General features: G+C 60.2%; 28 protein-coding genes. 6 read left to right on the top strand and 22 right to left on the bottom strand.

Annotation, left to right across the window (positions count from 1 at the left end; translation table 11 throughout):
* Positions 1 to 3 precede the first annotated feature (3 nt).
* Genes JJE47_08005 through JJE47_07925 form a run of 17 tightly spaced genes read right to left on the bottom strand, consistent with a single transcriptional unit; the run spans position 4 to position 15,708 of the window.
* Positions 4 to 2,184 carry a bifunctional (p)ppGpp synthetase/guanosine-3',5'-bis(diphosphate) 3'-pyrophosphohydrolase gene (locus JJE47_08005; protein ID MBK5267365.1) on the bottom strand — a complete coding sequence of 727 codons (2,181 nt, stop codon included), beginning with the start codon at positions 2,182 to 2,184 and terminating at the stop codon, positions 4 to 6.
* Positions 2,177 to 2,698: an adenine phosphoribosyltransferase gene (locus tag JJE47_08000; protein ID MBK5267364.1), complete on the bottom strand. Its 522-nt coding sequence runs from the start codon at positions 2,696 to 2,698 to the stop codon at positions 2,177 to 2,179. Before JJE47_08000 ends, JJE47_08005 begins: the two co-directional genes overlap by 8 nt.
* Positions 2,699 to 2,743: 45 nt before the next feature.
* Positions 2,744 to 3,814 carry a protein translocase subunit SecF gene (gene secF / locus JJE47_07995; protein ID MBK5267363.1) on the bottom strand — a complete coding sequence of 357 codons (1,071 nt, stop codon included), beginning with the start codon at positions 3,812 to 3,814 and terminating at the stop codon, positions 2,744 to 2,746.
* Positions 3,811 to 5,307: a protein translocase subunit SecD gene (gene secD, locus JJE47_07990; protein MBK5267362.1), complete on the bottom strand. Its 1,497-nt coding sequence runs from the start codon at positions 5,305 to 5,307 to the stop codon at positions 3,811 to 3,813. The genes secF and secD overlap by 4 nt, the downstream gene beginning before the upstream one ends.
* Positions 5,297 to 5,605, bottom strand: a complete 309-nt coding sequence (yajC, locus tag JJE47_07985) for a preprotein translocase subunit YajC (protein MBK5267361.1) — start codon at positions 5,603 to 5,605, stop codon at positions 5,297 to 5,299. The genes secD and yajC overlap by 11 nt, the downstream gene beginning before the upstream one ends.
* A 17-nt stretch (positions 5,606 to 5,622) precedes the next feature.
* Positions 5,623 to 6,762 carry a tRNA guanosine(34) transglycosylase Tgt gene (gene tgt, locus JJE47_07980; protein ID MBK5267360.1) on the bottom strand — a complete coding sequence of 380 codons (1,140 nt, stop codon included), beginning with the start codon at positions 6,760 to 6,762 and terminating at the stop codon, positions 5,623 to 5,625.
* Positions 6,759 to 7,784 carry a tRNA preQ1(34) S-adenosylmethionine ribosyltransferase-isomerase QueA gene (queA, locus tag JJE47_07975; GenBank protein ID MBK5267359.1) on the bottom strand — a complete coding sequence of 342 codons (1,026 nt, stop codon included), beginning with the start codon at positions 7,782 to 7,784 and terminating at the stop codon, positions 6,759 to 6,761. Before queA ends, tgt begins: the two co-directional genes overlap by 4 nt.
* Before the next feature lie 18 nt (positions 7,785 to 7,802).
* Positions 7,803 to 8,825, bottom strand: a complete 1,023-nt coding sequence (gene ruvB / locus JJE47_07970) for a Holliday junction branch migration DNA helicase RuvB (protein MBK5267358.1) — start codon at positions 8,823 to 8,825, stop codon at positions 7,803 to 7,805.
* A complete protein-coding gene (gene ruvA / locus JJE47_07965) occupies positions 8,822 to 9,397 on the bottom strand; it encodes a Holliday junction branch migration protein RuvA (protein ID MBK5267357.1) in 576 nt (191 codons plus the stop codon). Before ruvA ends, ruvB begins: the two co-directional genes overlap by 4 nt.
* Entirely contained in the window at positions 9,394 to 9,879 is a 486-nt protein-coding gene (ruvC, locus tag JJE47_07960) for a crossover junction endodeoxyribonuclease RuvC (GenBank protein MBK5267356.1), read from the bottom strand. The genes ruvA and ruvC overlap by 4 nt, the downstream gene beginning before the upstream one ends.
* 46 nt (positions 9,880 to 9,925) lie before the next feature.
* Positions 9,926 to 10,666: a YebC/PmpR family DNA-binding transcriptional regulator gene (locus JJE47_07955; protein ID MBK5267355.1), complete on the bottom strand. Its 741-nt coding sequence runs from the start codon at positions 10,664 to 10,666 to the stop codon at positions 9,926 to 9,928.
* Between the two features lies 1 nt (position 10,667).
* Positions 10,668 to 11,234 (bottom strand): pyridoxal 5'-phosphate synthase glutaminase subunit PdxT, encoded by a 567-nt coding sequence (gene pdxT, locus JJE47_07950; GenBank protein ID MBK5267354.1) that lies wholly within the window; start codon positions 11,232 to 11,234, stop codon positions 10,668 to 10,670.
* The gene (pdxS, locus tag JJE47_07945; GenBank protein ID MBK5267353.1) at positions 11,235 to 12,116 is read right to left on the bottom strand and encodes a pyridoxal 5'-phosphate synthase lyase subunit PdxS; all 882 of its coding nucleotides are present in this window, start codon (positions 12,114 to 12,116) and stop codon (positions 11,235 to 11,237) included.
* Positions 12,117 to 12,140: 24 nt separating this feature from the next.
* On the bottom strand, positions 12,141 to 13,169 hold the full coding sequence (locus JJE47_07940) for a DUF3048 domain-containing protein (protein ID MBK5267352.1): 1,029 nt from the start codon (positions 13,167 to 13,169) through the stop codon (positions 12,141 to 12,143).
* Positions 13,170 to 13,221: 52 nt separating this feature from the next.
* Entirely contained in the window at positions 13,222 to 14,235 is a 1,014-nt protein-coding gene (locus JJE47_07935; protein ID MBK5267351.1) for a glycosyltransferase family 4 protein, read from the bottom strand.
* 13 nt (positions 14,236 to 14,248) lie between these two features.
* Positions 14,249 to 15,127 carry a phosphatidylinositol mannoside acyltransferase gene (locus JJE47_07930; protein MBK5267350.1) on the bottom strand — a complete coding sequence of 293 codons (879 nt, stop codon included), beginning with the start codon at positions 15,125 to 15,127 and terminating at the stop codon, positions 14,249 to 14,251.
* Positions 15,124 to 15,708, bottom strand: a complete 585-nt coding sequence (locus JJE47_07925; GenBank protein ID MBK5267349.1) for a CDP-alcohol phosphatidyltransferase family protein — start codon at positions 15,706 to 15,708, stop codon at positions 15,124 to 15,126. Before JJE47_07925 ends, JJE47_07930 begins: the two co-directional genes overlap by 4 nt.
* A gap of 102 nt (positions 15,709 to 15,810) precedes the next feature.
* Between JJE47_07925 and JJE47_07920 the strand changes: the two genes are divergently transcribed.
* The gene (locus tag JJE47_07920) at positions 15,811 to 17,109 is read left to right on the top strand and encodes a citrate synthase (protein MBK5267348.1); all 1,299 of its coding nucleotides are present in this window, start codon (positions 15,811 to 15,813) and stop codon (positions 17,107 to 17,109) included.
* On the opposite strand, the gene JJE47_07915 is transcribed toward JJE47_07920, so the two are convergent.
* Positions 17,070 to 17,555: a hypothetical protein gene (locus tag JJE47_07915; protein ID MBK5267347.1), complete on the bottom strand. Its 486-nt coding sequence runs from the start codon at positions 17,553 to 17,555 to the stop codon at positions 17,070 to 17,072. The genes JJE47_07920 and JJE47_07915 overlap by 40 nt on opposite strands.
* Entirely contained in the window at positions 17,555 to 19,492 is a 1,938-nt protein-coding gene (gene thrS / locus JJE47_07910) for a threonine--tRNA ligase (GenBank protein MBK5267346.1), read from the bottom strand. Before thrS ends, JJE47_07915 begins: the two co-directional genes overlap by 1 nt.
* Before the next feature lie 84 nt (positions 19,493 to 19,576).
* Between thrS and JJE47_07905 the strand changes: the two genes are divergently transcribed.
* Both JJE47_07905 and JJE47_07900 read left to right on the top strand, forming a co-directional pair.
* A complete protein-coding gene (locus JJE47_07905) occupies positions 19,577 to 20,410 on the top strand; it encodes an aminoglycoside phosphotransferase family protein (GenBank protein ID MBK5267345.1) in 834 nt (277 codons plus the stop codon).
* Between the two features lie 68 nt (positions 20,411 to 20,478).
* Positions 20,479 to 20,679: a hypothetical protein gene (locus tag JJE47_07900; protein MBK5267344.1), complete on the top strand. Its 201-nt coding sequence runs from the start codon at positions 20,479 to 20,481 to the stop codon at positions 20,677 to 20,679.
* On the opposite strand, the gene mshD is transcribed toward JJE47_07900, so the two are convergent.
* Positions 20,676 to 21,581, bottom strand: coding sequence for a mycothiol synthase (gene mshD / locus JJE47_07895; GenBank protein ID MBK5267343.1), 906 nt, complete (start codon positions 21,579 to 21,581; stop codon positions 20,676 to 20,678). The two genes, JJE47_07900 and mshD, sit on opposite strands and share 4 nt — an antisense overlap.
* A gap of 108 nt (positions 21,582 to 21,689) precedes the next feature.
* On the opposite strand from mshD, the gene JJE47_07890 reads away from it, so the two are divergent.
* Positions 21,690 to 22,649 carry a patatin-like phospholipase family protein gene (locus JJE47_07890; protein ID MBK5267342.1) on the top strand — a complete coding sequence of 320 codons (960 nt, stop codon included), beginning with the start codon at positions 21,690 to 21,692 and terminating at the stop codon, positions 22,647 to 22,649.
* 84 nt (positions 22,650 to 22,733) lie between these two features.
* Here JJE47_07890 and JJE47_07885 read toward each other — a convergent pair whose 3' ends face one another.
* Positions 22,734 to 23,417 (bottom strand): M15 family metallopeptidase, encoded by a 684-nt coding sequence (locus tag JJE47_07885; GenBank protein ID MBK5267341.1) that lies wholly within the window; start codon positions 23,415 to 23,417, stop codon positions 22,734 to 22,736.
* A 305-nt stretch (positions 23,418 to 23,722) separates the two neighbouring features.
* Here JJE47_07885 and JJE47_07880 point away from each other — a divergent pair, with 305 nt between their 5' ends.
* Positions 23,723 to 24,535: a hypothetical protein gene (locus tag JJE47_07880; protein MBK5267340.1), complete on the top strand. Its 813-nt coding sequence runs from the start codon at positions 23,723 to 23,725 to the stop codon at positions 24,533 to 24,535.
* Positions 24,536 to 24,543: 8 nt separating this feature from the next.
* Positions 24,544 to 25,113 (top strand): GrpB family protein, encoded by a 570-nt coding sequence (locus JJE47_07875; protein ID MBK5267339.1) that lies wholly within the window; start codon positions 24,544 to 24,546, stop codon positions 25,111 to 25,113.
* A 28-nt stretch (positions 25,114 to 25,141) separates the two neighbouring features.
* On the opposite strand, the gene JJE47_07870 is transcribed toward JJE47_07875, so the two are convergent.
* Positions 25,142 to 25,399, bottom strand: a complete 258-nt coding sequence (locus tag JJE47_07870; protein MBK5267338.1) for a hypothetical protein — start codon at positions 25,397 to 25,399, stop codon at positions 25,142 to 25,144.
* Positions 25,400 to 25,446: the final 47 nt, after the last annotated feature.

Here is a 25,446-nt window from a genome sequence, read left to right as displayed (position 1 = left end):
AGTTTACTCCGTACCGTCTCCGCGGGGAACGATCCGGAAAGCGTCGTACACCCCGTCAACCGACCGCAACATGGTCTGAATCCTGGCAACATGACTGGGATCGGACAATTCCACCTCATAGCGGAGCACCGCCACACGGTCACGGCCGGTCGCCGACGAGGAGGCCACAATGTTCCCCCCGACGTCGGTAAATACTCCCGTGACGTCCCGCAGGAGACCAGCCCGGTCGAAGGCCTCGACCTGAATCCAAACGGCAAATCGTCCAACGCGATCCGGGGACCAGGAGACATCGATCATCCGGTCCCGCTGATCGGCCAGCACGGCCAGGTTTGTGCAGTCCGACCGATGGACAGACACCCCCCGGCCCACCGTGACAAAACCGACGATCTCATCACCCGGAACCGGCACACAGCATTGGGCGACCCGGACGAGCACATCGTCCAACCCCTCAACGATGATGCCGGTTCCTGTTGAGCGAACGGTTCGTTGCCGTGGTGGAGCGATGAGGTCGTCCTCTTCGGCTTCGATCTCGGGACGAACCTCTCTGGTGACGCGATGCGCAATGTTGGTTGCGCTGGCGCCCCCCTCCCCGACTGCGGCAAAGAGTGCCTCGATCGACGAGTGCCCGAGTTCGGTCGCAACCAGCTCCAAGACCTGATCGCGTCGGGCGGCCGTCAACCCGAGTCCTTCCTTGCGAAGCGCGTCAAACACGTCTTCCTTGCCTTCGGCGACCGCCGACTCGCGGCGCTCTTTGGAGAACCATTGACGAATCTTGGCCTTGGCTCGCGAACTCCTCACGAACTTCAGCCAGTCCTGGCTCGGCCCGGCATCGGGAGCTTTCGACGTGAGTATCTCAACAAGATCACCCGAATTGAGCTGAGTTTCCAGGGCCACCAGCCGACCGTTGACCTTGGCGCCCGTGCAGCGGTGCCCGACTTCTGTGTGCACCACATACGCGAAGTCCACCGGGGTCGCGCCGCGTGGAAGCGAAAACACCCTGCCCTTTGGCGAAAGGACGAACACCTCGTCCTGATACAGGTCGAGTTTGAGATGCGTAAGGAACTCTTCCGGTTCGGCGAATTCGTCCTGGAGTCTCCGGATATCTGCCATCCACGGAAGTGAATCGGTTTCGACCCGTTCTTTGTACCGCCAGTGGGCGGCGATCCCGAATTCGGCCCGCTCATGCATCTCATGGGTCCGAATCTGAACTTCGAGCGGTTTACCGTCTGGCCCGATTACGGTCGTATGAATCGACTGGTACAAGTTGAATTTCGGCATGGCGATGTAGTCCTTGAACCGACCCTGAACCGGCGGCCAAAGCGTGTGGATGAGTCCGAGGGCGCCGTAACAGGCTTGCACGTCGGCCACGATGATCCGGATCCCGATAAGGTCGTGGATATCTTCGAATTGCTGACCCGAGTCGACCATCTTCTTGTAGATCGAATAGTGGTGCTTGGGGCGTCCCGAAACCACCGCCGGAATCCCGGCCTCGCCGAGGGTCCCTTCTACTTCCCCGATCGCCTTGTCGATGATGGCCTCACGCTGTGGCGACCGGAAAGCGATCAGCTCGGAGATTTCGTCGTACCTCTTCGGGTACAGGATCGCGAAACAACGATTCTCCATCTCATGCTTGATCTCCTGGACGCCGAGCCGGTGAGCCAGCGGGGCATAGATTTCCAACGTCTCAAGAGCCACCCACTGCTGTTTTGGCGGTTCAAGGAACTCGATCGTGCGAACGTTGTGGAGGCGGTCGGCCAACTTGATGAGCAACACCCGCACGTCCTCGGCCATCGCCACCACCATCTTGCGGATGGTCGCAGCTTGCGCTTCTTCTCGACTATCGAAGTGGACCCGATCGAGCTTGGTGACACCGTCGATCAGCGCCGCCACAACCGGGCCGAACTGGGCGGCAATCTCATCCAGGGTTGAGCTGGTGTCCTCCACCGTGTCGTGTAGGAGCGCAGCAACCAGGGTGTCGCGATCCATCCCGTAGCCAGCGAGAACTTCGGTGACCGCCACCGGATGGGTGATGTAGGGAAGACCCGACTTGCGTATTTGGCCGCGGTGTTGGCGTTCAGCCAATTCGTATGCCTGGATCAACAGCTCGAGGTCGTGAGGCTCCCAGTGGCGTTCGCCCACAACGTGTTCAAGGGTGGCCGGGACCTCCCCCGGTCCGCTAGGCATAAACAACCAGGGCGGTTAGGGGGGTGCCGTTCAGGCGATTCGCGCCGTTTAAGAACGCCAGCTCGACGTACACGGATAGGCCGACGACCGTCGCTCCGAGTTGCTCGATGAGTTCAATCGCGGCGGCAGCCGTGCCCCCGGTAGCGATGACGTCGTCGACTATCAGAACTCGATCCCCAGGACCAACCGCGTCCTCGTGGATTTGTAGCTCGTCGATCCCGTACTCGAGTTCGTAGGAGACCGACCGGGTGGCCGCCGGCAATTTGCCTGGCTTGCGAATCGGCACAAATCCCAACCCGAGCCGATCGGCGATCGGCGTGGCGAGGATGAACCCGCGCGCCTCGATACCGGCAACGTGCGTCAGTCCGATACCCGCATACGGTGCGGCCATATCGGAGACCACCGACTGAAACGCGGCTGCGTCGGCGAGAACAGGCGTGATGTCTTTGAAGACAATCCCCGGCGATGGAAAGTCAGGGATATCACGAATGAGGTTGATCGAAGAATGGGGCACAGAGCAAGTCTACTGCGCACCTCGCCTGGCCGGGTCTACCTACGGTTACCGGCGTTTCTTCTTGGGTGGTCGCGGGGTTCCGGCACTGGATATCGGACGCCGGGAGTCGAACGAGCCGCCTGCCACGCTGCGCGGTGCGGCCTTGGGAGCCTCGGGCTCTTCCTTGGTCGGACGGGCCGGCTTGTCATGCACCTTCGGTACCCGCAAATGCAAGGCGGCTACCAGCGGCGAGGCAATGAATATCGATGAGTAGGTCCCGGCGGCGATACCGACGAACAGGGCAAGGGCGAAGTCGGTCAGGGTTCCGGCACCGAGCAAGAACGATCCGACGATCAGCACCGTGCCGACCGGGATGAGCGATGTCAAAGAGGTGAAGATCGAGCGCATGAGCACAAGGTTCATGGCCTGGTTGACCACTGATTCGTAATCAAGGCGCGACTCTTCGACCTCGATCTCCTTGATCTTGTCGTATACGACCACGGTGTCGTACAACGAGTACCCGAGGATGGTCAGAACGGCGACAACCGTGGACGGCGTTACTTCAAAACCGGACAGCGAATAAACCCCGGCGGTGATGATGAGGTCATGGAAAAGTGCCGCTATGGCACCAAACGCCATCCGCCATTCGAAACGCCAGGCGATGAAGAGGGTTACGACGCCGATGAACACCCCAAGTGCCAGCAGAGCCCGATTGGCGATCTGTGCCCCGAATGTCGGTCCGACCGACCGATAGTCGATGCTGTCTGACGAAATGCCAACTGCCTCGGAAATGGTCGCAATGACAATCGCCCGACGGTCCTCATCAAGCGTCTCGGTTCGGATCCGGAACGTGTGCCCACCTCCGAGCTCTTCGATCCGTACCGCGGTCAACCCGAGCGGGTCCATGGCAGTTCGAAGCTCGGCAATCGAGAGTCCCGCCGTGTTCTCAACCTGGATGGATGATCCGCCCACAAAGTCGATGCTGAGGTTGAGCCCGAGTGACCCGGGACCTTGCCGGAACCCGAGGCTCAATAACGAAATGGCAATGATGACTGCCGAGATCGTGAACCACCTGCGCCGCGGGCCGACAAAATCGATCCCGGCTGTTCCGTTGCGTAGTTCGGTAAATCTGCTCATTCTCCCGCAAACCCCCGAATCGAAAACGCTCCGCCTTCGCCCATCTTCGTCTCCGACATGATCATCACCGCATGACGGGTGAACCACTTGGCCACGAGCAGGTCGAGCAGGGTGGCGACCCCGAGTGCCAGGGCGAATCCTTTCACCCGATCGACTGCCAGCGTATAGAGGAGGAACGCACCCATGAGCGTGACAAAATCGGCGGTAAGGATGGTCCGATACGCCTTCTTGAACCCTTCGGAAACGGCGGCATACATAGGGGAACCGCCATGAAGTTCTTCCTTTATTCGTTCGAAGTACACGATATAGCTGTCCGCCGTGATACCGACAGAAACCACAATACCGGTGACGCCGGCCAGGGTTAGTGACAATCCTCGCAACTGGCCAAGCAGGGTGTACGAAAGGATGAGCAACGAGCCGAACACGGTCAGCCCGATGACGGCAATGATTCCGAGCGACCGGTAGTACGCCAACAAGACAATCGCCACCAGCGCCAGACCAATCAAACCAGCCGTTATGCCGGACTGAAGTGAGTCGGCACCGAGGGTGGCTGACACCTTTTCGACATTGCCGACAGCGAGGGATATCGGCAAGGCGCCGTATCGAAGGACGATGGTCAGTTGGGCTGCCTCGGCGGCGGCAGCATCATCGGTACCACCGATCCCGATGGATGCCCGGCCTCCGGAAATACCAATTCCCGGATCCACGCTGGAAGCAACTGGCGGGGCGGTGAGAATCTCGCCGTCGAGAACGATGGCGATACGACGACTCGGATGCACAACCTGAGCGCTTGGCTGACAACTGGCAGCGTCTTTCGTGAGTTGAGTGAAGGCGCCTTCACCTTCCGCATTGAGGGTCAGGGAGACACTCCATCCCGCATCGATGGCAGACGTGCCTTGCAGCTGCGCGAGCGCATCCGCGATGCCGGTCCCCATGAGTTGGGCGGGTCCGACCAGGTACTTGGCGGTGACAACGCCCGCATCGTCGCGAACCGGCAACCAGGCGGCCTGGGTGGGATCGTCCGGTGCGGTGAATCCGTCGGCTGCGACCGGTGGGGCAGGGAACGGTTGGTCATCGAGCTGATAGACCGCCGGGCAGGGGCCGAAGACGTCAACCGCCGAAGATCCGTCTGGCAATTGCTCGTCATATACGGGGCGAAATGACAATTGGCCCGTTTGGCCAAGCACGTTCAGGGCCTCATCGAGGTTTTCGACACCTGGGAGCTGGACGAGAACATCGAGATTATCACTGTCACCTACGACCGTTATCTCCGGCTCCTGGACGTTACCGATCCCCTCGATCCGGGCCCGGAGAACATCGACTGCCACGTCGAGGACGTCAGGGTCAGTCCCCGGTGGCGAAGTGAGAAGCGCCTCGACCCCGCCCCGTAGGTCAAGGCCGAGTAGCGGGAAGTGTCCCGTCGAAAAACTGTAGGCGATACCGCCCCAGGCGATCACCAGAATGATGGATAAACGAACGACGCTACGACGCATCGTCATCGCTCAAGCGTTGGGCGATGGCACGGCGATCAAACTCAGCTTGACCGTCGGTTAGACGCAGGACGACGGTCTCTTCGGTTGTCGAAACCACAACGCCGTGCAACCCGGAGGCGGTCCGTACTCGATCGCCGACCTCAACGGCCCTGGCGAGAGACAGTCGCTCTTGCTGACGGCGACGCTGCGGCCGCACAAAAAGAAAGTAATAGACGATGAACATGCCACCGAACAGCAGGATGGTGCTGAGTCCATTTCCGGCCGGTGGGGCACTGTCTGTTTGGAGTGCGAACAACATTTCTTGGTCTCCGGGTCTTATGCGCGGTTGGCGATAGTAGCCGTACCATCGACGTCTTCGAAACCACGTGCGCCAAGATGGGCCATACGAAAAACCTCAAAGGTTCCCGCTTCGATAGCCGCCCTGGCTCCGGCCACCACGCCGAGAGTGAATGTCAGGTTGTGGATCGAAAGAAGGCGGTGAGCGGTGAGCTCACCCGTCATGACGAGATGGCGTAGATAACCACGGGAATGGTTCTGACATGTGAAGCAAGGACAGTCCCGGTCGATGGGATCCTGCGACCGGGCGAACTCAGCCCGCTTGATGTTGAAGTCGCCGTTGCGAGTCAGCGCTTTTCCGTGACGGGCCAGTCGGGTCGGAAGCACGCAGTCGAACATGTCGGCCCCTCGGGCGATCGCTTCGAGAATCCCCTCCGTATCGCCAAGACCCATGACATAGCGGGGCTTCCCCGCGGGAAGCTCATCGACCGCCGCAGCCAGAGCCCGATTTCGGTCCTGGGGTGGCTCGCCAACGGACAAACCACCGATGCCGAATCCGGGAAAGCCGAGTTCGGCGGTCCGCCGGGCACTTTCCGCCCGGAGGTCGAGGTCTACCCCTCCCTGAACGATTCCGAAGAGGAGCTGATCCGGGCGGGTATGGGCGTTGATGGCTCGCTCAGCCCACCGCAAAGTTCGCTCCATCGCAGCTCGCACGACGGCATTCGGTGAAGGAAGACCAACGAGCACATCGAGGATCATGGCGATGTCGGGACCGAGCTGTTCTTGCACTCGCACGGCATCTTCCGGACTCAGGTCCACGTACATGCCGTCGTACGTCGACTGAAATCGCACGCCGGACTCAGTCACCTTTGGCTCAAGCGAAAAGACCTGATACCCGCCCGAATCGGTGAGTATCGGACCGTTCCACCCCATGAAGCCGTGCAACCCGCCTGCTTCCTCAATGATGTCCGCACCAGGTCTCAGCATCAGGTGGTAGGTGTTCGAAAGTACGATCCTGGCGCCGGCTTCTCGCAGGTCGCGGACGTCTAGGGCCCTAACGGCGGCCCGCGTTCCGACCGGCATGAAGGCCGGGGTCCGGACCGATCCATGCGCGGTGATCAGTTCGCCGGCTCGTGCCTCGCCGTCTGTCGCCAATACGGTGAATGTACCGATGGTCATGGCGCCATCCGCGAGGCCAGCATGGCGTCACCAAACGAAAGCATCCGGTAGTCATTCGCGATGGCGTGCGTGTAGACCTCCCGCCATCCTGGCCCCATGAATGCGCTGATCATGGCAAGGAGCGTAGAACCCGGCACGTGGAAGTTCGTAACCAGGTCGTCCACCACCCGGAAGGGATAACCGGGCGTGATGAACAGGTCGGTCCGACCCTCCGACGGGCGTAGTACTCCCCCAACGGCCGCCGATTCCAAACTCCTGACGACCGTCGTCCCGATGGCTACGACCCGTCCGCCTGTCCTACGGGTTTCGACAATCGCCTGCACGGTCGATTCGGGCACGGAGAACCATTCCGAGTGCATCTGATGATCCTCGACCCGGTTGACAGCGATGGGACGGAACGTATCCAACCCGACGTGCAGGTCGACCTCGACGATCGGGATGGCCGCCGCCATAAGTCGCTCAGACACATGAGGGGTGAAGTGCAACGCGGCGGTCGGTGCCGCCGCCGACCCGATGCGATCGGCAAACATCGTTTGATATCGACCGGGATCTTCCAGCGTTTCGTGGATGTATGGCGGGAGTGGGACGACACCTTGCTCAGCCAACAATTGCTCGGCATCGCCACCGAAACGTACGAGGACCTTCCCGTCGATCGGATCCGACTCGATATCGACCGAAACTCCGGCTACAAGAAGCCGGACTCCCCTGCGCATCCGACGCGCCGGTTTGATGAGCGCTTCCCAGCGCCCGTCTCCGACCGGTTCAAGTATGAGCAGTTCGACTTGTCCGCCGGTATCTTCCCGAAGCCCAAACAGGCGAGCCTGTCTCACTTTGGTGGTGTTGACCACGACGAGATCCCCTGGAAACAGCAGATCGGATAACTCCCAGAACACCCGGTCGCCAATCGCACCCTGGCCACCCACTCGCCGGGCATCGAGCAGCCGGGCATCGTGGCGAGGCTCCACCGGGACCTGGGCAATGGATGATTCAGGCAGGTCGTACGAGAGTTCTTCGATAAGCATGGGCGGTCGACCCGAAGGTTAGGGCAAAAGCGAGGACTGGCCGCCGGGCGGGAGGACGTCCATATGTGCATAAGCAGCAGGTGTCGCCACCCGTCCCCGTGGGGTTCTCCGCAGCAATCCGCTTTGCATCAAAAATGGCTCGTAAGCATCTTCGACCGTTTCGGGTTCTTCACCAACTGCAATTGCCAGCGTCGATAGCCCGACCGGCCCGCCGCTGAACGTTGTCACGATGGCCGCCAGAATGGCCCGGTCGACCTTGTCGAGACCGAGGTCATCGACTTCGAAAACCTTCAAAGCAGCCAGGGCCGTTGCTTCATCGACGATGCCATCGGCGCGCGCCACGGCGTAGTCATGCATCCGGGCGAGAAGACGGTTGGCAATCCGCGGAGTGCCGCGACTGCGACTTGCCACGAGCGCACTTCCCGCCGCGGTGATTTCCACCTCAAGGAGTCCGGCCGACCGCTGGATGATCTGGTCCAGTTCGGCAGCATCATAAAAATCGAGTTTGTCGACGATTCCGAATCGATCCCGCAATGGGGCTGCCACTTTGCCCTTACGGGTCGTCGCGGCCACCAACGTAAACCGGGGAAGATCCAACCGGAGTGACTGGGCGGCTGGGCCTTTACCAACCACGAGGTCGAGCTGGAAGTCCTCCATGGCAGGGTAAAGAACTTCCTCAACCGCCCGTGGAAGGCGATGAATTTCATCGATGAAGAAGACGTCTCGCTCGTCGAGATGCGTGAGAATGGACGCCAGGTCGCCCGGCCGCTCAAGCGCCGGGCCCGAGGTAACGCGCAATCGCGAACCGAGCTCGTTGGCGACGATTTGGGCGAGGGTGGTTTTGCCAAGACCAGGTGGGCCGGAAAGCAATACGTGATCAAGCGGCTTCCCGAGTGTGCTGGCCGCCTCCAGCGAAATCATCAGCCGTTCTTTCAGCTTCGTTTGTCCGACGAAGTCGTCAAGGTTCTGAGGTCGTAGGGTTACCTCGGTTATTCGATCATCTTCGATCGGGGCGGCGGTGAGCACGCTCTCCTCTCTCATGCTCCTCTCCCCAACATCCGGAGGGCCTGGCGAATTTGTTCCTCGGTGGTCTGATCATGGGACAAGGAACCAACTACCTCTCGAATCTCTGCCGGTGTGTAGCCGAGACCCTCAAGAGCGTCACGAACGTGCTGAGAAGCGCCGACCACCCCGACGATGGCGACATCCAGGCCGGCCAGCTTGGGTTTAAGCTCAAGGATGATCTTCTGAGCCGACCGTTTTCCAATCCCGGGCACCACGGTGAGGCCGTCGGCATCTTCGGAGAGAATGATCCGCTGGATATCGGCAACCGCCAACGAAGAGATCATCGCGAGAGCCACTTTGGGACCGACCCCGGGAGCGCCAAGCAGAAGCCGGAACATCTCAAGGGCCGACTCCTCATCAAACCCGTACAACACCATCGCATCTTCGCGAACGTAGAGGTGAGTATGGAGGACGACTTCCTCGCCGACTCCGGGCAGGTCCCGGGTGGTCGAGGTCGGGACATAGACGGAATAGCCGACCCCGGCAACATCGATAATGACCCGGTCGAGACGCCTGCCAACGAGAGTTCCGCGCAGTCGTTCGATCATTGCGCCACTCGCAGGCGAGCTGATTGCATGTGGCAGAGGGCGACCGCAACCGCGTCGGCTGCATCGGCCGGTTGGGGTGCAGACGGGAGGTCGAGTCGGCGCATAATCATCTCTTGGACCTGGTCCTTGGTGGCCGAACCATAACCGCACACGGCCGATTTCACCGCCGACGGTGTGTATTCAAAAACCGGTAACCGGCGTTCGGCAGCCACGAGGATGATGACCCCGCTGGCCCTTGCCACCGACATGGCCGTCTGAAGGTTCTGATTCACGAATACGGATTCGATCGCCATGACTTCCGGTTCATGCTCGGCAACAACCGCCGACAGATCCGTATACAGTTCGGCGAGCCGCTCGGCAAGCGTGTCACCTCTCGCCGTGCGAATCACCCCGACGGTCCGCAAGGCCGGTCGCAGGTTTCGATCTGATAGCACGGCGTACCCGGTGCGGGTCAGTCCCGGATCAACTCCTAGTACGAACATATGTTTGGGTACTGTAGCGTGGGTTGCCCGGTTTTCGGGGGATCAATCAGACGTCGAGCGTAGCCATGACCTCGTCTGAAATATCAAAATTGCAGTAGACGGTTTGCACGTCGTCAACATCGTCGAGCGCATCGAGCAACCGTAATACCTTCGGGGCGGTGGCCTCATCGACCGGCACCGATGTCATCGGGAGTTGGGTGACCTCACCAGATTCGATGGGCACCCCGGCCGCTTCGAGCCCTGCTCGAACCGCCCGGTAGTCACTCGGCGCCGTTATCACCTCAAAATGGTCACCAGAAGGTCGGACGTCCTCTGCGCCGGCATCCAGGGCGGCCATCATCACCTCGTCTTCGTCCCCGGCGACAAGGAAGTAACCCTTCTGCTCGAACAGGTAGGCGACGGATCCGGGCTCACCCAGATTCCCACCATTGCGACTGAATGTCGCCCGAACGTCAGACGAAGCTCGATTTCGATTGTCCGTCAGAATTTGGACAAGGAGTGCAACCCCACCGGGTCCGTAGCCCTCGTAGAAGAACTCTTCATAGTTGGCACCATCCACATCGCCGATGCCGCGCTTGATGGCCCGATCGATATTGTCACTCGGCAACGACTGCGCCTTCGCCTTCTCAACTGCCGTCGCCAAGGTGGCATTGGCGGAGATGTCGCCGCCCCCATCACGGGCGGCCGCTTCTATGGCTTTGACCAACTTGGCAAACAGCTTGCCTCTGGCGGCATCCTGGCGGCCCTTACGGTGTTTGATATTCGCCCATTTGGAATGGCCCGACATCTCAAATCTCCTTGGTCATGGTGACAAACAAATGATGGACCCGCTGATCTTTGGTGAGCTCGGGATGAAAGGCGCTCGCCAGGATATGGCCCTGCCGGACCATGATCGGGTGGCCCTCCCACGAAGCCAACACTTCAACGGATTCTCCGACCGAATCTATCCAAGGCGCGCGAATGAAGACTGCGTGGAATGGGTCGATCATACCGCGAATCGGTAAATCGGCTTCGAACGAATCATTCTGATTGCCGAACGCGTTTCGACGCACAACAACATCGAGCACTCCCAACAGCGGTTGGGTTCCTTCGGCCAAGCGGTCGGCGAGCAGGATGAGTCCGGCACAGGTTCCGTAGGTTGGTAATCCGCCCGCGATCGCCTCGCGCAGTGGTTCCATCAGGCCGTACAGCGTGGCGAGTCGCCCGATCGTCGTTGACTCCCCTCCAGGAATCACCAGCCCATCGAGAGCGTCCAAATCATCGACCTTGCGAACCTGTCTGGTCGAAACGCCCAGGCCCTCGAGCATCAGTTCGTGCTCGCGCACATCTCCCTGAAGGGCAAGAATGCCAATCATCTACCAGCCTCGTTTGTCGAACCGTTCAGAGTCCTGGAGGGTATCGATTTCGATGCCAACCATCGGTTCGCCCAGGTTCCGCGAAACCTTGGCGATGATCAAAGGATCTTGATAGTACGTGGTGGCCTCGACGATCGCTTTGGCACGGGCCGAAGGGTCTCCGCTCTTGAAGATACCCGAACCGACGAACACACCATCACAACCAAGTTGCATCATCATCGCAGCATCGGCCGGGGTCGCCAGACCCCCTGCCGCGAAATTGACGACCGGCAGCTTGCCGCTCTTGGCCACTTCCTGGACGAGATCGAAGGGGGCCTGAAGATCGCGGGCTGCTCGCATGAGTTCTTCCGAACCCATCGTGGAAAGAGCCCGAATGTCGGCGGTGATCTGACGCATGTGGCGGACCGCCTCAACGACGTTGCCCGTCCCGGCCTCACCCTTGGTTCGGATCATCGCCGCACCTTCGCCGATTCTACGAAGGGCTTCACCCAGATTGCGGGCCCCGCACACGAAGGGCGTCGTGAATTGCCACTTGTCGATATGATTTTCCTCATCGGCGGGCGTCAGCACCTCAGACTCGTCGACGTAGTCGACCCCGATCGCCTGGAGTACCTGCGCTTCGACAAAATGGCCAATTCGGGCTTTGGCCATCACCGGGATACTGACCGCTTCGATGATTGCGTCGATCATCTCGGGGTCGGACATCCGGGCAACGCCACCGTCCTTGCGAATATCGGCCGGGACGCGCTCAAGCGCCATAACGGCCACCGCTCCGGCGTCCTCTGCAACTTTGGCTTGCTCGGCGTTGACCACGTCCATGATGACGCCGCCTTTGAGCATTTCGGCTAACCCGCGCTTCACGCGATCCGTCGCCTGTTCCATGGGATCTCCTCGTTTCTTGTCAGTCTACTTCCAGGTCGTGGGACGGCCATTCGGTACGACCTCAACCCACGTGGTACCCGGTGCCAGTGGGATCTGCTCGCCATCCCCGTCAAGAAGAGCAAACAAATCTGCTGAGGTCGAGCGCTGCCACGTTCCCTCGATGACCCTCCCGTCCCTGAACACGATGGCCGATCCGGATCCCACCACGTCGTAGTCGGGTACCGCCGTTCCGGCCGAGTCGGTGCGGCCCGTGGCCACCACATCCACGAATACGACTACCACATTGGTTACCGAAATCGGACCTTCCGCCTCATCGCGATGCGGCTCTCCGCCGACGGACCGGGCATACGAGCCGTTCGTGAACAGATAGCCGACTTCGCTCATGCTGGAGAGGCTCAGCGAAATGTCAGTGGCAGGTTGACCGACGTTGCCGGGAAGGTCACCAAAGAGCAGGCCACTCGACAGCCCACTGTGCTCAGTGTCGACGACATCGGCCGTGCGCAAAATCACATCATACGGGGCCGGTCGTTGCGTCGAGCGGTAGTAGGCAGCCTCACCCAACCGTGGAAACCCTACGTCAGTTGCGACCGACCTCAGGCGACTGACAACAAAATCCTGGCCACCCGAGTACGCGTACAACGCTCCGAACGGTTCGATCAACTTTGGATCGACCTCGCGGGCGCTGCGCACCGGGCCGACTTCCTCCGGCATGGACGACTGAAAAACGGCCAGGAACCGGGAAATACCACCTTCGACAAGCACATCGAAGACGAGGTCGGCGGCGGCCAGGCCGGCCTGGGGACGTGAAGATGGCGTGTTGTCGATCTTAACGATCAACACCGGAGCCGTCGTGGCGTCCTCGCCACCAGTCGGCAGTCCCGTGAGCGGCCACACTTCCTGATCCACCGGAATCTCGGCTGCGGTCGTAGAGGTTGCGAACGTCGACTCGACGACGATTGCCTGGCTGGTTGTCGATTCTTCGGACGAGTTCCCCGAAGAGCAAGCACCGAGCGCCAATCCGGCAGCGAAGAAGACGATCATAGTGTGGCGCATCGAACATCCTTGTGAGTGAGCCTACGAATGCTGCCAAGTTAGCCGCCTCTGGTTACTTTGCCGAGTCGATCCCGTACAGCTCCAGATAGGAATCAGTCACCCGATCCCAGGAGTAGTCAAGCGACCGAATCCGGGCCTGGTCTCCCCTCGTCCGCACCTCTTCAGGATCACCAAGCAGTTGAACTATTCGGCTGGCGAGCGCCACCGAGTCGCCCGGACTAAACCAGGTGCCGCACTCCCCAAGAACGTCTCGGAAGGCCGGGAGGTCCGAGGCCACGACCGCACATCCGGCGCTCATTGCCTCGACGACCGTGATGCCAAAACTCTCGCCTCCCAGGTTCGGAGCGCAGAAGACCCCGGTGGCCGCCAGTTGGACGTCCTTGGTTGGCTGGTCGACCCGACCAAGAAAGGTGACTCCGTCACCGTCGCGGCCCTCAGTGCCCATGACCACCAGTCGTGCATCAGGATGTCTGGCTCGAACCGCCGGCCAGGCGGCCAGCAGAACCGCCAGTCCCTTGCGGGGTTCGTCACGCCCCAAGAAAGTGACCTGCTTGAAATCCCTCGGCTCCGACGAGCGTATCGCCCGTACGCCATTGGGGATGACGCGAACCTGTGGTAACCAGTCCAGGGCGCTGGCGGCAGTCGCTGACACGGCCACAATGCTGGTGTTCCGGCCAACCATCCACCTCGGACGGGTTACCCGGTACAGCATCCGGATCCAGGCTGATGGATCGGCATGAAACGTGACGATTTTGCGCGCCGCCGGTACGGACATGGCCGCCCACGAAACGAGCGGCATCAGGGGTTCGTGCACATGAATGACATCGAATCCTCGCAAGGCTGATCGCACGGCCTTCCAGGTTCCTGGATCAAGCGAAATCGGCGCCACCGAACCGTTCGCCCGCAGCCGACTGACCCCGCCGATTCCCGTACCGTCAGCCCGAGGGCCAATTACCGAAACATCCACCCCGCGATCTTGCAGATGCTCAGCCAATCCGAGCACTTGATCCTGCACACCGCCGGGAAGGTCAAGGGCATATGGTGACACGATCGCCAAACGGGTCATCTGGCGACCGCCACTACCGGGAAACGAGTCGATCGGACGGCCAATTCGGTTGCATCATGTGCCATTGTGCAGGGTCCAGACGAACGACCACCTCAAGGGCAGACGCCACCTTGGCCGTGATGGAGGCAACGTCGTCATCAGGCCCGACATCCACGGGATCCAACATCGTCACCCGGTGTCCGCGGCCGTCCTGGAAGAACGATCCCACCGGCACGATCGGCGCGCCGGTCTCCAAGGCGAGCCGGGCAGGTCCGACCGGTAGTCGGGTGTCTTCACCGAAAAAGGAAACGATCACTCCCCTCCCCGAGAGGTTCCTGTCGGCCAACAAGGCCACAGCCGCATTGCGCCTCAAACCCTCGGCACAGACCTCAAACACCTTTTCACGCCCGGTCGCCAGGACGACGTCGATTCCCAACGCCTTGCGGAGTCCGGCAAACCAGTTGACAATTCGATCATCTTTGAGCTTTTCGGCCACGGCCAACAATTCGGCCCCCTCGGCGGCCGCAACGGTGCCGGCCACTTCCCAGTTACCAACATGGGGAAGCGCAAAGATGACGCCTTTCCCGGCCGCCAGGGCTGCCCGAAAGTGCTCGATCCCCTGCACCTCGATATGGCGGTGAATCGCCTTGACGCGGCGAGGTCGAATCCAGAACGTCTCGGCCCAATACCGACCATATGACGTAAACAAGGCCCGGGCCGTCCGGATTGTCTGGAGGCTCGGCGCATCCGGGTTCTCCCCGAGTACCCGGGCCATCGCCCGGGTGGCGTTGTGCTTACGCTTACCTGCCCAGAGCCAGGCAACATAACCCACGGTCTCCCCGAGTCGACGCATGGCCCATTCGGGAAGAACCCCCAGCAGAGCCGAGGCCACCCGGAACCCCAAATAGTTCATGGAGATCCGTGTTCGAGCTGCCGCCAGCTTATGTAGAAACGCTGCAACACGGTAAGCCATGTCAGGACGGCCATCGCCCAAAGCATGACCTCGACATAGTCGATGAAGAGCAGCCCGAAGGTCATGAGAATGACTCGCTCCGCCCGCCCCATGATCCCGCCGCGCCCGTCAGCACCGAGGCTTTCTGCCTTCCCGCGAACGTAGGACACGAGCAGAGAAGCCCCGAGACTGAGAACGCAGAGCAGGCTGAGACGAGCAGAGTCGGACAGGGCAAATGCCAAGCCTGCCCACATACCGGTCTCGCCGATTCGGTCTGCCACCGAATCCAACAGCGCTCCCGACCGCGACGCCGATCCTCTGGCTCTCGCCACCGATCCATCGAGTCCGTCAAGCGCCGAGCCCAGGGCGGCCACGAGAGCCCCGGCGATGAAGTGCTCACGAGCGACCAGAACCGCGCCGCTGAGCGTGACGGCCAGCCCGATCAGCGTCAGCCATGTCGGAGTAACGCCGATCTGAGCGAGGGCGCGCCCGACCGGATTGACCAGCCGATCAACTCGCTTGCGGACTCGCAGCTCAATCATGTGGTTCGACTCCTGGACAAATTCTGTGTGTTGACCCTCGTTTTGAGGACTTACTGTCCGAGTAGGCTACACATCCGACGACCACCATTCGGGAAGGATGACATGAACGACGCATCACTCACCATCGGAGACAAAACACTGAGCCTTCCGGTGATAGTCGGCTCCGAGGGCGAAATCGCCATCGACATCAGCAGTTTACGTAAGGAAACCGGCGTCACGACGTTCGATCGGGGCTTCGGGAACACCGCCGAGACCAAGTCGGCAATCACGTTCATCAATGGTGAAGAAGGGATCCTGCGCTATCGCGGATACCCGATCGAGCAACTGGCCACCAACGCCAATTTCCTCGAAGTCGCCTGGCTCCTGTCCAACGGTGAGCTTCCGACTCGGAGTGAATTGGAGACGTTCACCGAGGAGGTAACCTCGCACTCTCTGGTGCGAGAAGATATGAAGCACCTCTTTGAGGCCTTCCCGCATGCGGCCCACCCGATGCAGATCCTGGCGTCGGAAGTCTCGGCGATGGCATCGTATTATCCGGATGCACTCGATCCGAGTGATGAAGAGGCGGTGCGGATTTCGACCACCAGACTGATCTCGAAAGTCATCACGATGGCGGCATGGTCATACAAGTACCGGGTTCATCAGCCATACGTCTACCCGCGCAACGATCTCGACTACTCAAGCCGGTTCCTCCACATGATGTTCTCGGTTCCTGCTGAGGAGTACGAACCCGATCCCGTGATATCGAATGCGTTGAACACGCTCTTCATCCTCCACGCCGACCATGAGCAGAACTGCTCGGCCTCGACCGTGCGGATCGTCGGTTCCGGTCAAGCCAATCTATTCTCAAGCGTGGCGGCCGGCATTCACGCCCTATCGGGGCCGCTCCACGGCGGCGCCAACCAATCGGTCGTTGAAATGCTCTCCGAGATGGTCGAGCAACCTGGTGATGTCAGTCATTGGGTCGACCGGGCCAAGGACAAAGATGATCCGTTCCGTCTGATGGGTTTTGGACACCGCGTGTACCGCAATTTCGACCCACGAGCCCGGATCATCAAACAGGTCGCCCAGGATGTGCTCGACATGCTCGGTTTGGACGACCCGCTGCTCGACATGGCCATGGAGCTCGAATCGATCGTGAGCGAAGACGACTACTTCGTAAGCCGGAAGCTCTATCCGAACGTCGACTTCTACTCGGGAGTCATCTACCGGGCCATGGGCTTTCCGACCGACATGTTCACGGTTCTATTCGCCATCGGGCGGATGCCGGGCTGGATCGCTCAGTGGAAGGAAATGCATGGCGATGACACGACCCGCATCGGCCGTCCTCGCCAGATCTACACCGGTCCAACGGAACGTGACTACCCCGGAATCGAAGGCTCGGATAGCGCCTCGACGTAGATTTCCCTGGCCAGGTCACCGGTCTGAGCATCAATCTGAACGAGCGCCCGCTGCGTAGGTGGTGACGCCGCGTCGTAGACGAGCACGTTCCAAACTGGTTTGGCAAAGATACCTTCGAACCTGAGGGCTGCCGAAGCATGCCCCACGGCTGCATCAACCTGGCGGGCGGCAATCGCCAGCGCCTCGGAATCGGACACCAACAACGGGTGGGACGACTTGAAGTGATGAACCGCAAGGATGGCCAACCCTCCGGCCAGGATCCACATCCCTTTCGGTAGACCAGAGATGGCTCCCAGCGAAGCCGTCAACGCGCCGCCCGCAAAAATGAACGCGGCATTGCGGCGCCGCGCCGGCGAAGCGAACTGGTAGGGACCGCTGATATTGGCGTTGAGATCGTCGGGAATACCCTCGGCGTCTGCCAATTCTTTCGGAATTTCAATGTCCATTACGCATCCCCTGATGGGATTGACGCCAATTCCAAAAGGCGCCCGACGGCCGTTTCAATATCGACCCCGCGCTCCTCGTCCGATCCCCGAAGCCTGAAGCCGACCGTGTTCCCGGCGACGTCGTCGTCTCCGACGACCAGGATGGCGGGCACTTTGGCATTCATGGCACGCCGGATCTTCTCACCGACGGTCGCATCGGCCAGGTCGGCTTCGGCCCGGAGCCCTTCTGACCCCAATCGACGAACAACCGACTGGGCATACTCATTGTGGCGGTCGGCAACCGGAATGAGCTGGGCCTGAACCGGTGCGAGCCACATCGGAAACGCCCCGGCGTAATGTTCAAGGAGAACACCAAAGAAACGTTCGATGGAGCCCGCCTTGGCCGAGTGGATCATCACGGGTCGGAGTCGCTGGTTGTCGGCGTCGACGTATTCGATGTCGAAGTTTTCTGGCAACGCAAAGTCAACTTGAATCGTCGACATCTGCCACCGCCGCCCGATGGCATCTTTGATGTGCACGTCGATTTTGGGGCCGTAGAACGCCCCATCTCCCTCTGCCACCCGATACGGGATATCAGCTAATTTCAGGGCGTCCTCCAGCGATCGCTCGGCAATCGCCCACAACTCCTGTTCCCCTACCGACTTGGAAGGCTGGGTAGAAAGGTCGGCCTCGAACTCGGTGAACCCAAAATCACGCAGCCACGTGAGGACGAACTCAAGGTGCATGGCCAGTTCGTCGTCCACCTGATCGCGGCGGCAGAACGTGTGGCTGTCATCCTGTGTGAACCCCCGCGCCCGCATCATTCCATGGATGACACCGGACCGCTCGTTGCGATAAACCGCGGCGATTTCAGACAGGCGGATGGGTAACTCTCGATAGCTGTGACCGCGGCTCCGATAAATGAGGACATGCATGGGACAGCTCATCGGCTTCACCCGGTACTCCTGACCCCCGTCCATCTCGATGCCCGGATACATGTTCTCTGCATAATAGCCAAGATGACCGGACGTCTCCCACAAGTCCGCTTTGGCCAGATGTGGTGAGTACACGAAATCAAAGCCGAACCGTTCGTGAAGGAGCCGGCTGTGGTCTTCTATGATCTTGCGAACCATCCCGCCCTTGGGGTGCCACAGCACCAAACCGGACCCGAGTTCGGGGGGCGACGAGAACAGGTCGAGTTCCGGTCCGAGTTTGCGGTGGTCTCGAAGCTCGGCTTCTTCCATGCGGTGGAGATGCTCTTCCAACGCCTTCTTCGACTCCCAGGCAGTGCCATAGATTCTGGCCAGCTGAGGGTTGTTTTCATCGCCACGCCAGTATGCGCCAGCCGTCCGGGTCAGCTTGAACGCCTTCAACCGACCGGTGCTCGGCAGATGAGGACCCCGGCAAAGATCAACGAACGCATCGTTGCGGTACGCAGAGATGACGTTGGATGACCCGTCAACTTCGCTTGCGTCAACCGTATTCACGATCTCGACCTTGAACTTATGATCCTTGAAAACTTCCAGCGCATCGGCCGCCGTGAGTTCGAAGCGTTCGAATGGTTGATCGGCGGCGACGATCTCTGCCATCTTCCGTTCGATCAACTCGACATCCTCTGGCGTAAAGCCGCGTCCGATTTCAAAGTCGTAGTAGAAGCCGTTCTCAATGGCTGGCCCGATGGCAAACGTCGAGTCAGGAAAGAGACTGAGAACTGCCTGAGCCATGATGTGAGCGGCCGAATGGCGAATGATATGCCGGCCCGCCTCGGTCGCTTCCGTGATGACCGCCAGATTCCCGCTTGGTATCGGACGGCTCAGGACGTACTCGATTCCATCGACCGAAACTGCAACTGCTGCTTGAGCGAGTCGCGCGCCGATGGATTGGGCCACATCCATGCCCGTCGTGCCGTCTTCAAACGAATGAGACGAGCCGTCGGGATAGATAAGTTGTATCGACACGTTGTAACCGTTCTTGTTGTTGGTGGAGCTAGGCTATCAAGCGATAACGCAGCAGAGAAGTTGAATACCCCAAGGAGTCCAATAATGGACGCAGTCCAGCTTGCCAGGGGCTTGGCGGACGGGGGGCGGGTTAACCAGCTTGGAACACCGGGGGATGCCACCCATACGTTCCGGGTTCACTCGTCGACCGGTCCCTACATCCTCAAGATCTACGACAAGGAAAGCTACGCCAGGCGCGAAGAACGATCATTCGCCGTCCTGGCGGGCGCACCCGGTACTCCGGTGATCCTCGAGCGAGGCGATACTGAAGGGACCCAATGGGTCAAGTTCGCCGATCCCGGGGCTTGGACAATGGCAACGCTTCCCGAAAATGCCGAAGCTGCCAGGTCGTGTGGTGCCATCGTCCGGTCGATCCATCAACTGGACACCGCCAACGTTACAAACCTCCACGGCGGCATGACAGCCGACCAGGTCGCTGCCGACTACCAGTCGACCTTCCAGCGCCTTAGCCGCTTTCGAGGTCGGCTGAACATGGGGGCGCACGTTATCGATGCCGCCGTGGCCATTCCACCACCCAGGTGCAGCGCCCCGACCTTCTCGCACACAAATCCGTCCGCGACCAACTTCTTTGTCAACGATGAGAGCGAAGTCACGCTGTTCGATTGGACATGGGCGACCCTTACTCCACCCGAGTGGGACTTCTCGCTTGCCTACTGGTCGTTGGGGGCTAGCGTTGGTACGCGGGCCTCAACGGCGTTTGCGGAAGGCTACGGAGCAGCTCTTTCCGACGAGGATCTTCGTCCGTGGATTGTCTACCACATCGCCTCCTACCTCATCCGGGTGGCGGAAACATCCAGTGGTCGCCTCGAGCACCTCCGACCGTCTGTTGATCAATTGACGGCCTTCGCCATGCTTTGATCAGCGAAATCCACCAATAAACAAACCGATGCGCTTAACCTTTCGTCAGACGGCGAAAGGACTGATTCGTGTTTGGGATTTTTGGCAACAAGGACAATCGCGACTTCGATGCGCCCGGTGACCTACTGATGGCCGGCTTTGTTGGTGGACGCAACGACGGTGCCCTCGAAGATCTTCCCTGCCCGTGGTGCCACGCTCAAACAAGCGACCAGGATTCGGCCTGCCCGTCCTGTGGCCGTAACTTCGGCGGGATGGACCTGCGCGTCTAGGGGCGCTCGGCCGATCGAATCCCGGTTTCGACAACAAACGACCGATCGATGTGGTCTACCCAGAACCCCATGCCGGCGTATAGGGCAAGTGCCCGCTCGTTGCCGGCATCCACATACAGCAACCCCGTCAGACACTCCCGCTTCTCGTACAGGTACCTGAGCCCGGATTCAACCAGGTATCTGCCATGGCCCCGACCGGACATGGCCGGATCAACGGCAATCACGTAAATCTCCCCTGTTCCATCTTCATGCATCTTCGTCCAGCAGAAGCCGATCATCTGTTGGCCGCTCCATGCGACGAGAAACCCGGCAGCGTCAAACCACGGCTGGCTGATCCGATCTTCGAGCACCTCCCGTGTCCACGATCCATTCTCGGGATGATCAAGAAAAGCCTGATTGTTGAGCGTAAGCCATGCGCCCTCATCGACACCGATCCCAAATGGGCGGATCTCGGCGTCGGAAGGACCCGGCCGGTAGGCGGCTAGCGGCAGGCTGATCCTCAGCTGGCGGAGTTCCCGCTCCTGGACGAACCCGAACTGATGTAAGTGCGAAGCCACCCCGGCCTGATACACCCAGATTCGAATCGAGTTGGCCCCCCGTGTCGAGGCGTCACGAACTGCCTGCTCGACCAACACGTCCAGCACCTCGAGCGACCGGCGAAGTGGATGGGTCGCCAGTTCCAACGCCCACACGCCTTCGGCACTGGGAACCAGTTGACTGAAACCCACGAGTTCACCGTCATGTTCGACGAGCTTCGCCACCGATTGCGTGTCATCACCCCGGAGTAACGCCAGGTATTTGTGTTCCCCAATCGGCCAATGCTCGTCTGACTCGAAACACAGCTGGAATAACCCTTCCAAACCGGCCATGTCATCGGGCAATAGGACCGGACGGACTAGCAACGACAGTACCTCAGCATCCGGCCACTTTACCGAGCGGTCCGAAGTTCGAACGACGACCGCAGCCAAGAAGAAGACAGACAGGGGTCATCGAGTAGTAACCTCACGGACATGAGCAGGGTAGGACTGGTCCTCGGTGGCGGGGGTGTTACGGGTGCGTCATACGAGATGGCCGCCCTCATGGCGATCGAGATGGCAACCGGCTGGAATCCGAACACTTCGGACGTGATTGTCGGAACCTCGGCGGGCGCCTTTGTCGGCGGAATCGTGCGATCCAATCGCCTGGAGCTTTCGAGCCTGGTCAAACCAGGAGACAACCATGGTGACGTGGCTGCCCGAATTTCCAAGCAACTGTTCCGCCCAACCAAATCAGGCTTCGGTGTCAGCCGATGGGTACGTCACGGACTCGTTCCAGGGCTACGAAGTCCTGGTCTACGCCTGATACTCGGATCGCCTGGCATGTACGACTCAAATGCCATCGCCGAGTGGATGGAGTATCACGTCGAAGAGGCTGCGCACGGATGGCCCGATCGGCCACTCCTGATACCTTCCTACCAGCTCGAAGGCCGCAAACGGGTTGTGTTTGGTTCGGACGAGGCCGAAAAAGTCACGTTGGCCGAGGCGGTGGCCGCCTCGTCGGCGGTTCCCATGATTTTTTCCCCGTTCCGCTTGAACGGGTCAACGTACGTCGATGGCGGCGTGCTTTCGGGAACCCACGCAGACCTGGTCCTGGGAAGTCCGACACCGCTTGACCTTGTCCTCATTCTGGCGCCGATGGCAGCCACCGAGAAACGTCTTCGAGCTACTCCAGTGGAAACCCTGCTCGATCGAGTCGGTCAGACAGCCCTTGAGAACGAGCTGAGCTCCATCCGTGAGGAATGGCCCGACACCGACATTGTCGTGCTGCGCCCGGAACCCAACGTATTGGCCAAAATGCGTCCAAATCCGATGAAACCAGAATTGGCCGTTCCCAGCTTCATTCAGACACTCACCTCGATGAACACCGAGTTGGCCCACTCGACCGTGTGGGACAAGCTGCATCGCCATCTGACCGCCGGCAGGGTCGCTTAGACGCCGTCCGGGTCGGGCTTATTTCGTTGGGTCGACGTTCTCGATTTTCGACATCGAATATCCGCGGTCTCTGAACCGGACCTCCTAGTTTCCGTTCTGACTGAAATGCATCCAGTCCTTGAGGGAATTCCAGTTTCCTCCCCAGCCCCACCCGATCAACGCAAAAGCTGTATCGACGACTCCTCCGCCAGTGATGACACCAGGTTCAGCGAGTTCCCGATCGGTGTAATACGAGGCCAACTCAGGCAGAACGAGGTCACCCTTCACATACGGATTTTGAAAAGGATTCACGTCGATGGCTAGACCGTACGCGTGCTGGGACCAATTGGTCCCCCCGGTGGCCGCCCGGCATACAAACGAGGTGGTGTTGTTTCCGTCACCCGTTGGCGCCAGATCCAACTCGGGTGCCGCTACGACCCGCATCTCTTCGATCGGATAACGCGCTTCATACAAGGCGGCGAATACCGACACAATATCCTCGGCGACCGCCCGGTTCACGATCAATTCACCAGTGTGGGCAAGCCCATCAAAGCCTAGATGTGAGACCGTAACGTAGGCCAGATCATCTACAGCTACCGGACAGTCGGCGGTCCAGGTCGATCGGGCCAGGACGTCGTCAGGGATCGACCCGATCGTCGAGCCGAACGTTGCCGACTCCGGGGGCGCAAGGATGTCGACCGTTCCGAATGCCCGCCCGACAAGCTCGGGTGGCGTGGGTTGAACTTCCCCAAAGCCTCCTTCCTGGAGAGGGAGTGCGATGGTCCCCAACCAAACCGGCCGACCGTACGCGTCCAGGAGCGGAGTTGTGGTCGTCGCCATCGCCAACGTCGTCGGAACCGAGGACACGGTGACGTTCGGGACGGTACTGCCCTGAGTTGGAGTCGAAGAGGGTGTCGAGCCCGACGAGATACCGATCGCCGGCCCGGAACAGGCCACCACGACCGACAGAACAGAAATGAGACGCACCGGTGTACGCTACCGCCAACCGGTTCCAATCCACCACAAAACACCCCTATTCACTTAGGGTAAGGCGGTCGAAGCCATTCGCTCAACCCGACGGACGAGGAGAAGTCATGGGCAGAATTCGCAACACCATCGAACTTGCCAAGGCGTCCTGGCAGGTATTGCTGGCCGACCGCGAACTCGTGTGGCTCCCCGTCCTGTCTGGCCTGGCGGCCATGGTGATGGGTGCAACATTCATCCTGCCGGTTGCACTTACGTCGGGTGAGGGTCCCCTGGCATGGTTCGCCGCCGCGGCGTTCTACTTCACGACGAGCTTCGTCGTCATTTTTTTCAACACCGCCCTCGTCAGCGCAGCCCACGAGCGCCTCTCGGGGGGAGATCCCACCATCGGGTCGGCGCTATCCGCGGCCAGATCGCACCTTCCGGCCATCATCGGCTGGGCGGCCATCAGCGCAACCGTTTCGGCCATTCTCAAAGCCATCGAAGAGCGGGCCGGGATCATCGGATCAATCGTGTCATCGATCGCGGGACTTGCCTGGACGCTCGTGACCTTCCTGGTCATTCCGGTCTATGTCATCGAGGGCACCGGGGTGGTCGAATCGATCAAACGGTCAGCCAGTCTGTTCAAGCAAACCTGGGGCGAGAACATGGCAGCCAATGTCGGGTTCGGAATTATCGGATTCCTGGCCATCTTGCCGTTCGTCTTGATTGCCGTCCTGGCCATCGTCAGCCAGATTGCCGGCCTAGCGATTGCCGGCGTCGTGATCGCCTTACTCGGAATCGTGGCGGTAACGGTCGTGATTTCGACACTATCAGGAATCTTCCAAACCGCCCTCTATATGTACGCCTCATCGGGGATCGTCCCGGCCGCCTTTATCAATGCCGACCTCCCTGGTGCCTTCCGACCCAAGCGCCGTAAGTAGTGGCCCGCATCGAAATAGTTCCTTATCGGACCGAGTGGCCTGACGAATTCGTCCGGATCGGGCGGGAACTTCGCGACCATCTCGGGGATTGGGCCAAACGCATCGACCACATCGGATCGACGAGTGTCCCTGGCTTGTCGGCCAAAGATATCATCGACATTCAGATCACGGTCGACGACTTCGACGATGACCGTTTGGCCACCCGATTCGAGAACCTCGCCTATACCAACCAACCCCACCTGGTCATCGATCATGAGCCGCCCGGTCGGACCATTCCTGTCGAGGAACTGGAAAAGCGAATGGTGAAGCCGCCTGCCACCCAACGCCCAACCAACGTGCACATTCGACGCCAGGGTTCTTTCAACCAACGGTACGCCCTGTTGTTCCGTGACTACCTCCGCACCTACCCCGAAGCGGCCGCTGCCTATGGGCACATCAAAGCAGTCTTGTCCGACAAATTCCCCACGGACATCGAGTCCTACTACGACGTGAAGGACCCGGTCATTGACGTGATCATGGCCGGAGCCTGGGAGTGGGCTGACCGGGTCAGATGGGCATGCGGACCCTCAGACGCCTGACCGAGCTGCCGACTGATTCTCCCCCTGGCTATTTGGAGTCCGGTGGCTGCCGGCCCCGGCGAGGTTTGATGATGAACCCCATGGCCGAGCTGAGGATTGCCACGGCGGCTCCCCACAGCACGAGGCGCGGAGCTGCGATCAGCACCACAGCCAGTACAACTATGCCTACCCATACGGCCCGAGGCACTTGCCTGGCGTTGGGGAGGACCAGCCAGACCGCACCCAGGACGATGCTGGACCGGATAAAAACGCCGCCGAGGTTCTCGTCACCCGCCGGCAAAGACATCAAGACCACTCCCAAAACGAATAGGACCAGACTGAAGATCCCCAGCG

The organism is Acidimicrobiia bacterium, assembly GCA_016650365.1.
GTDB lineage: Bacteria > Actinomycetota > Acidimicrobiia > Spongiisociales > JAENVV01 > JAENVV01.
This window is presented reverse-complemented; position numbering and strand designations above follow the sequence as displayed.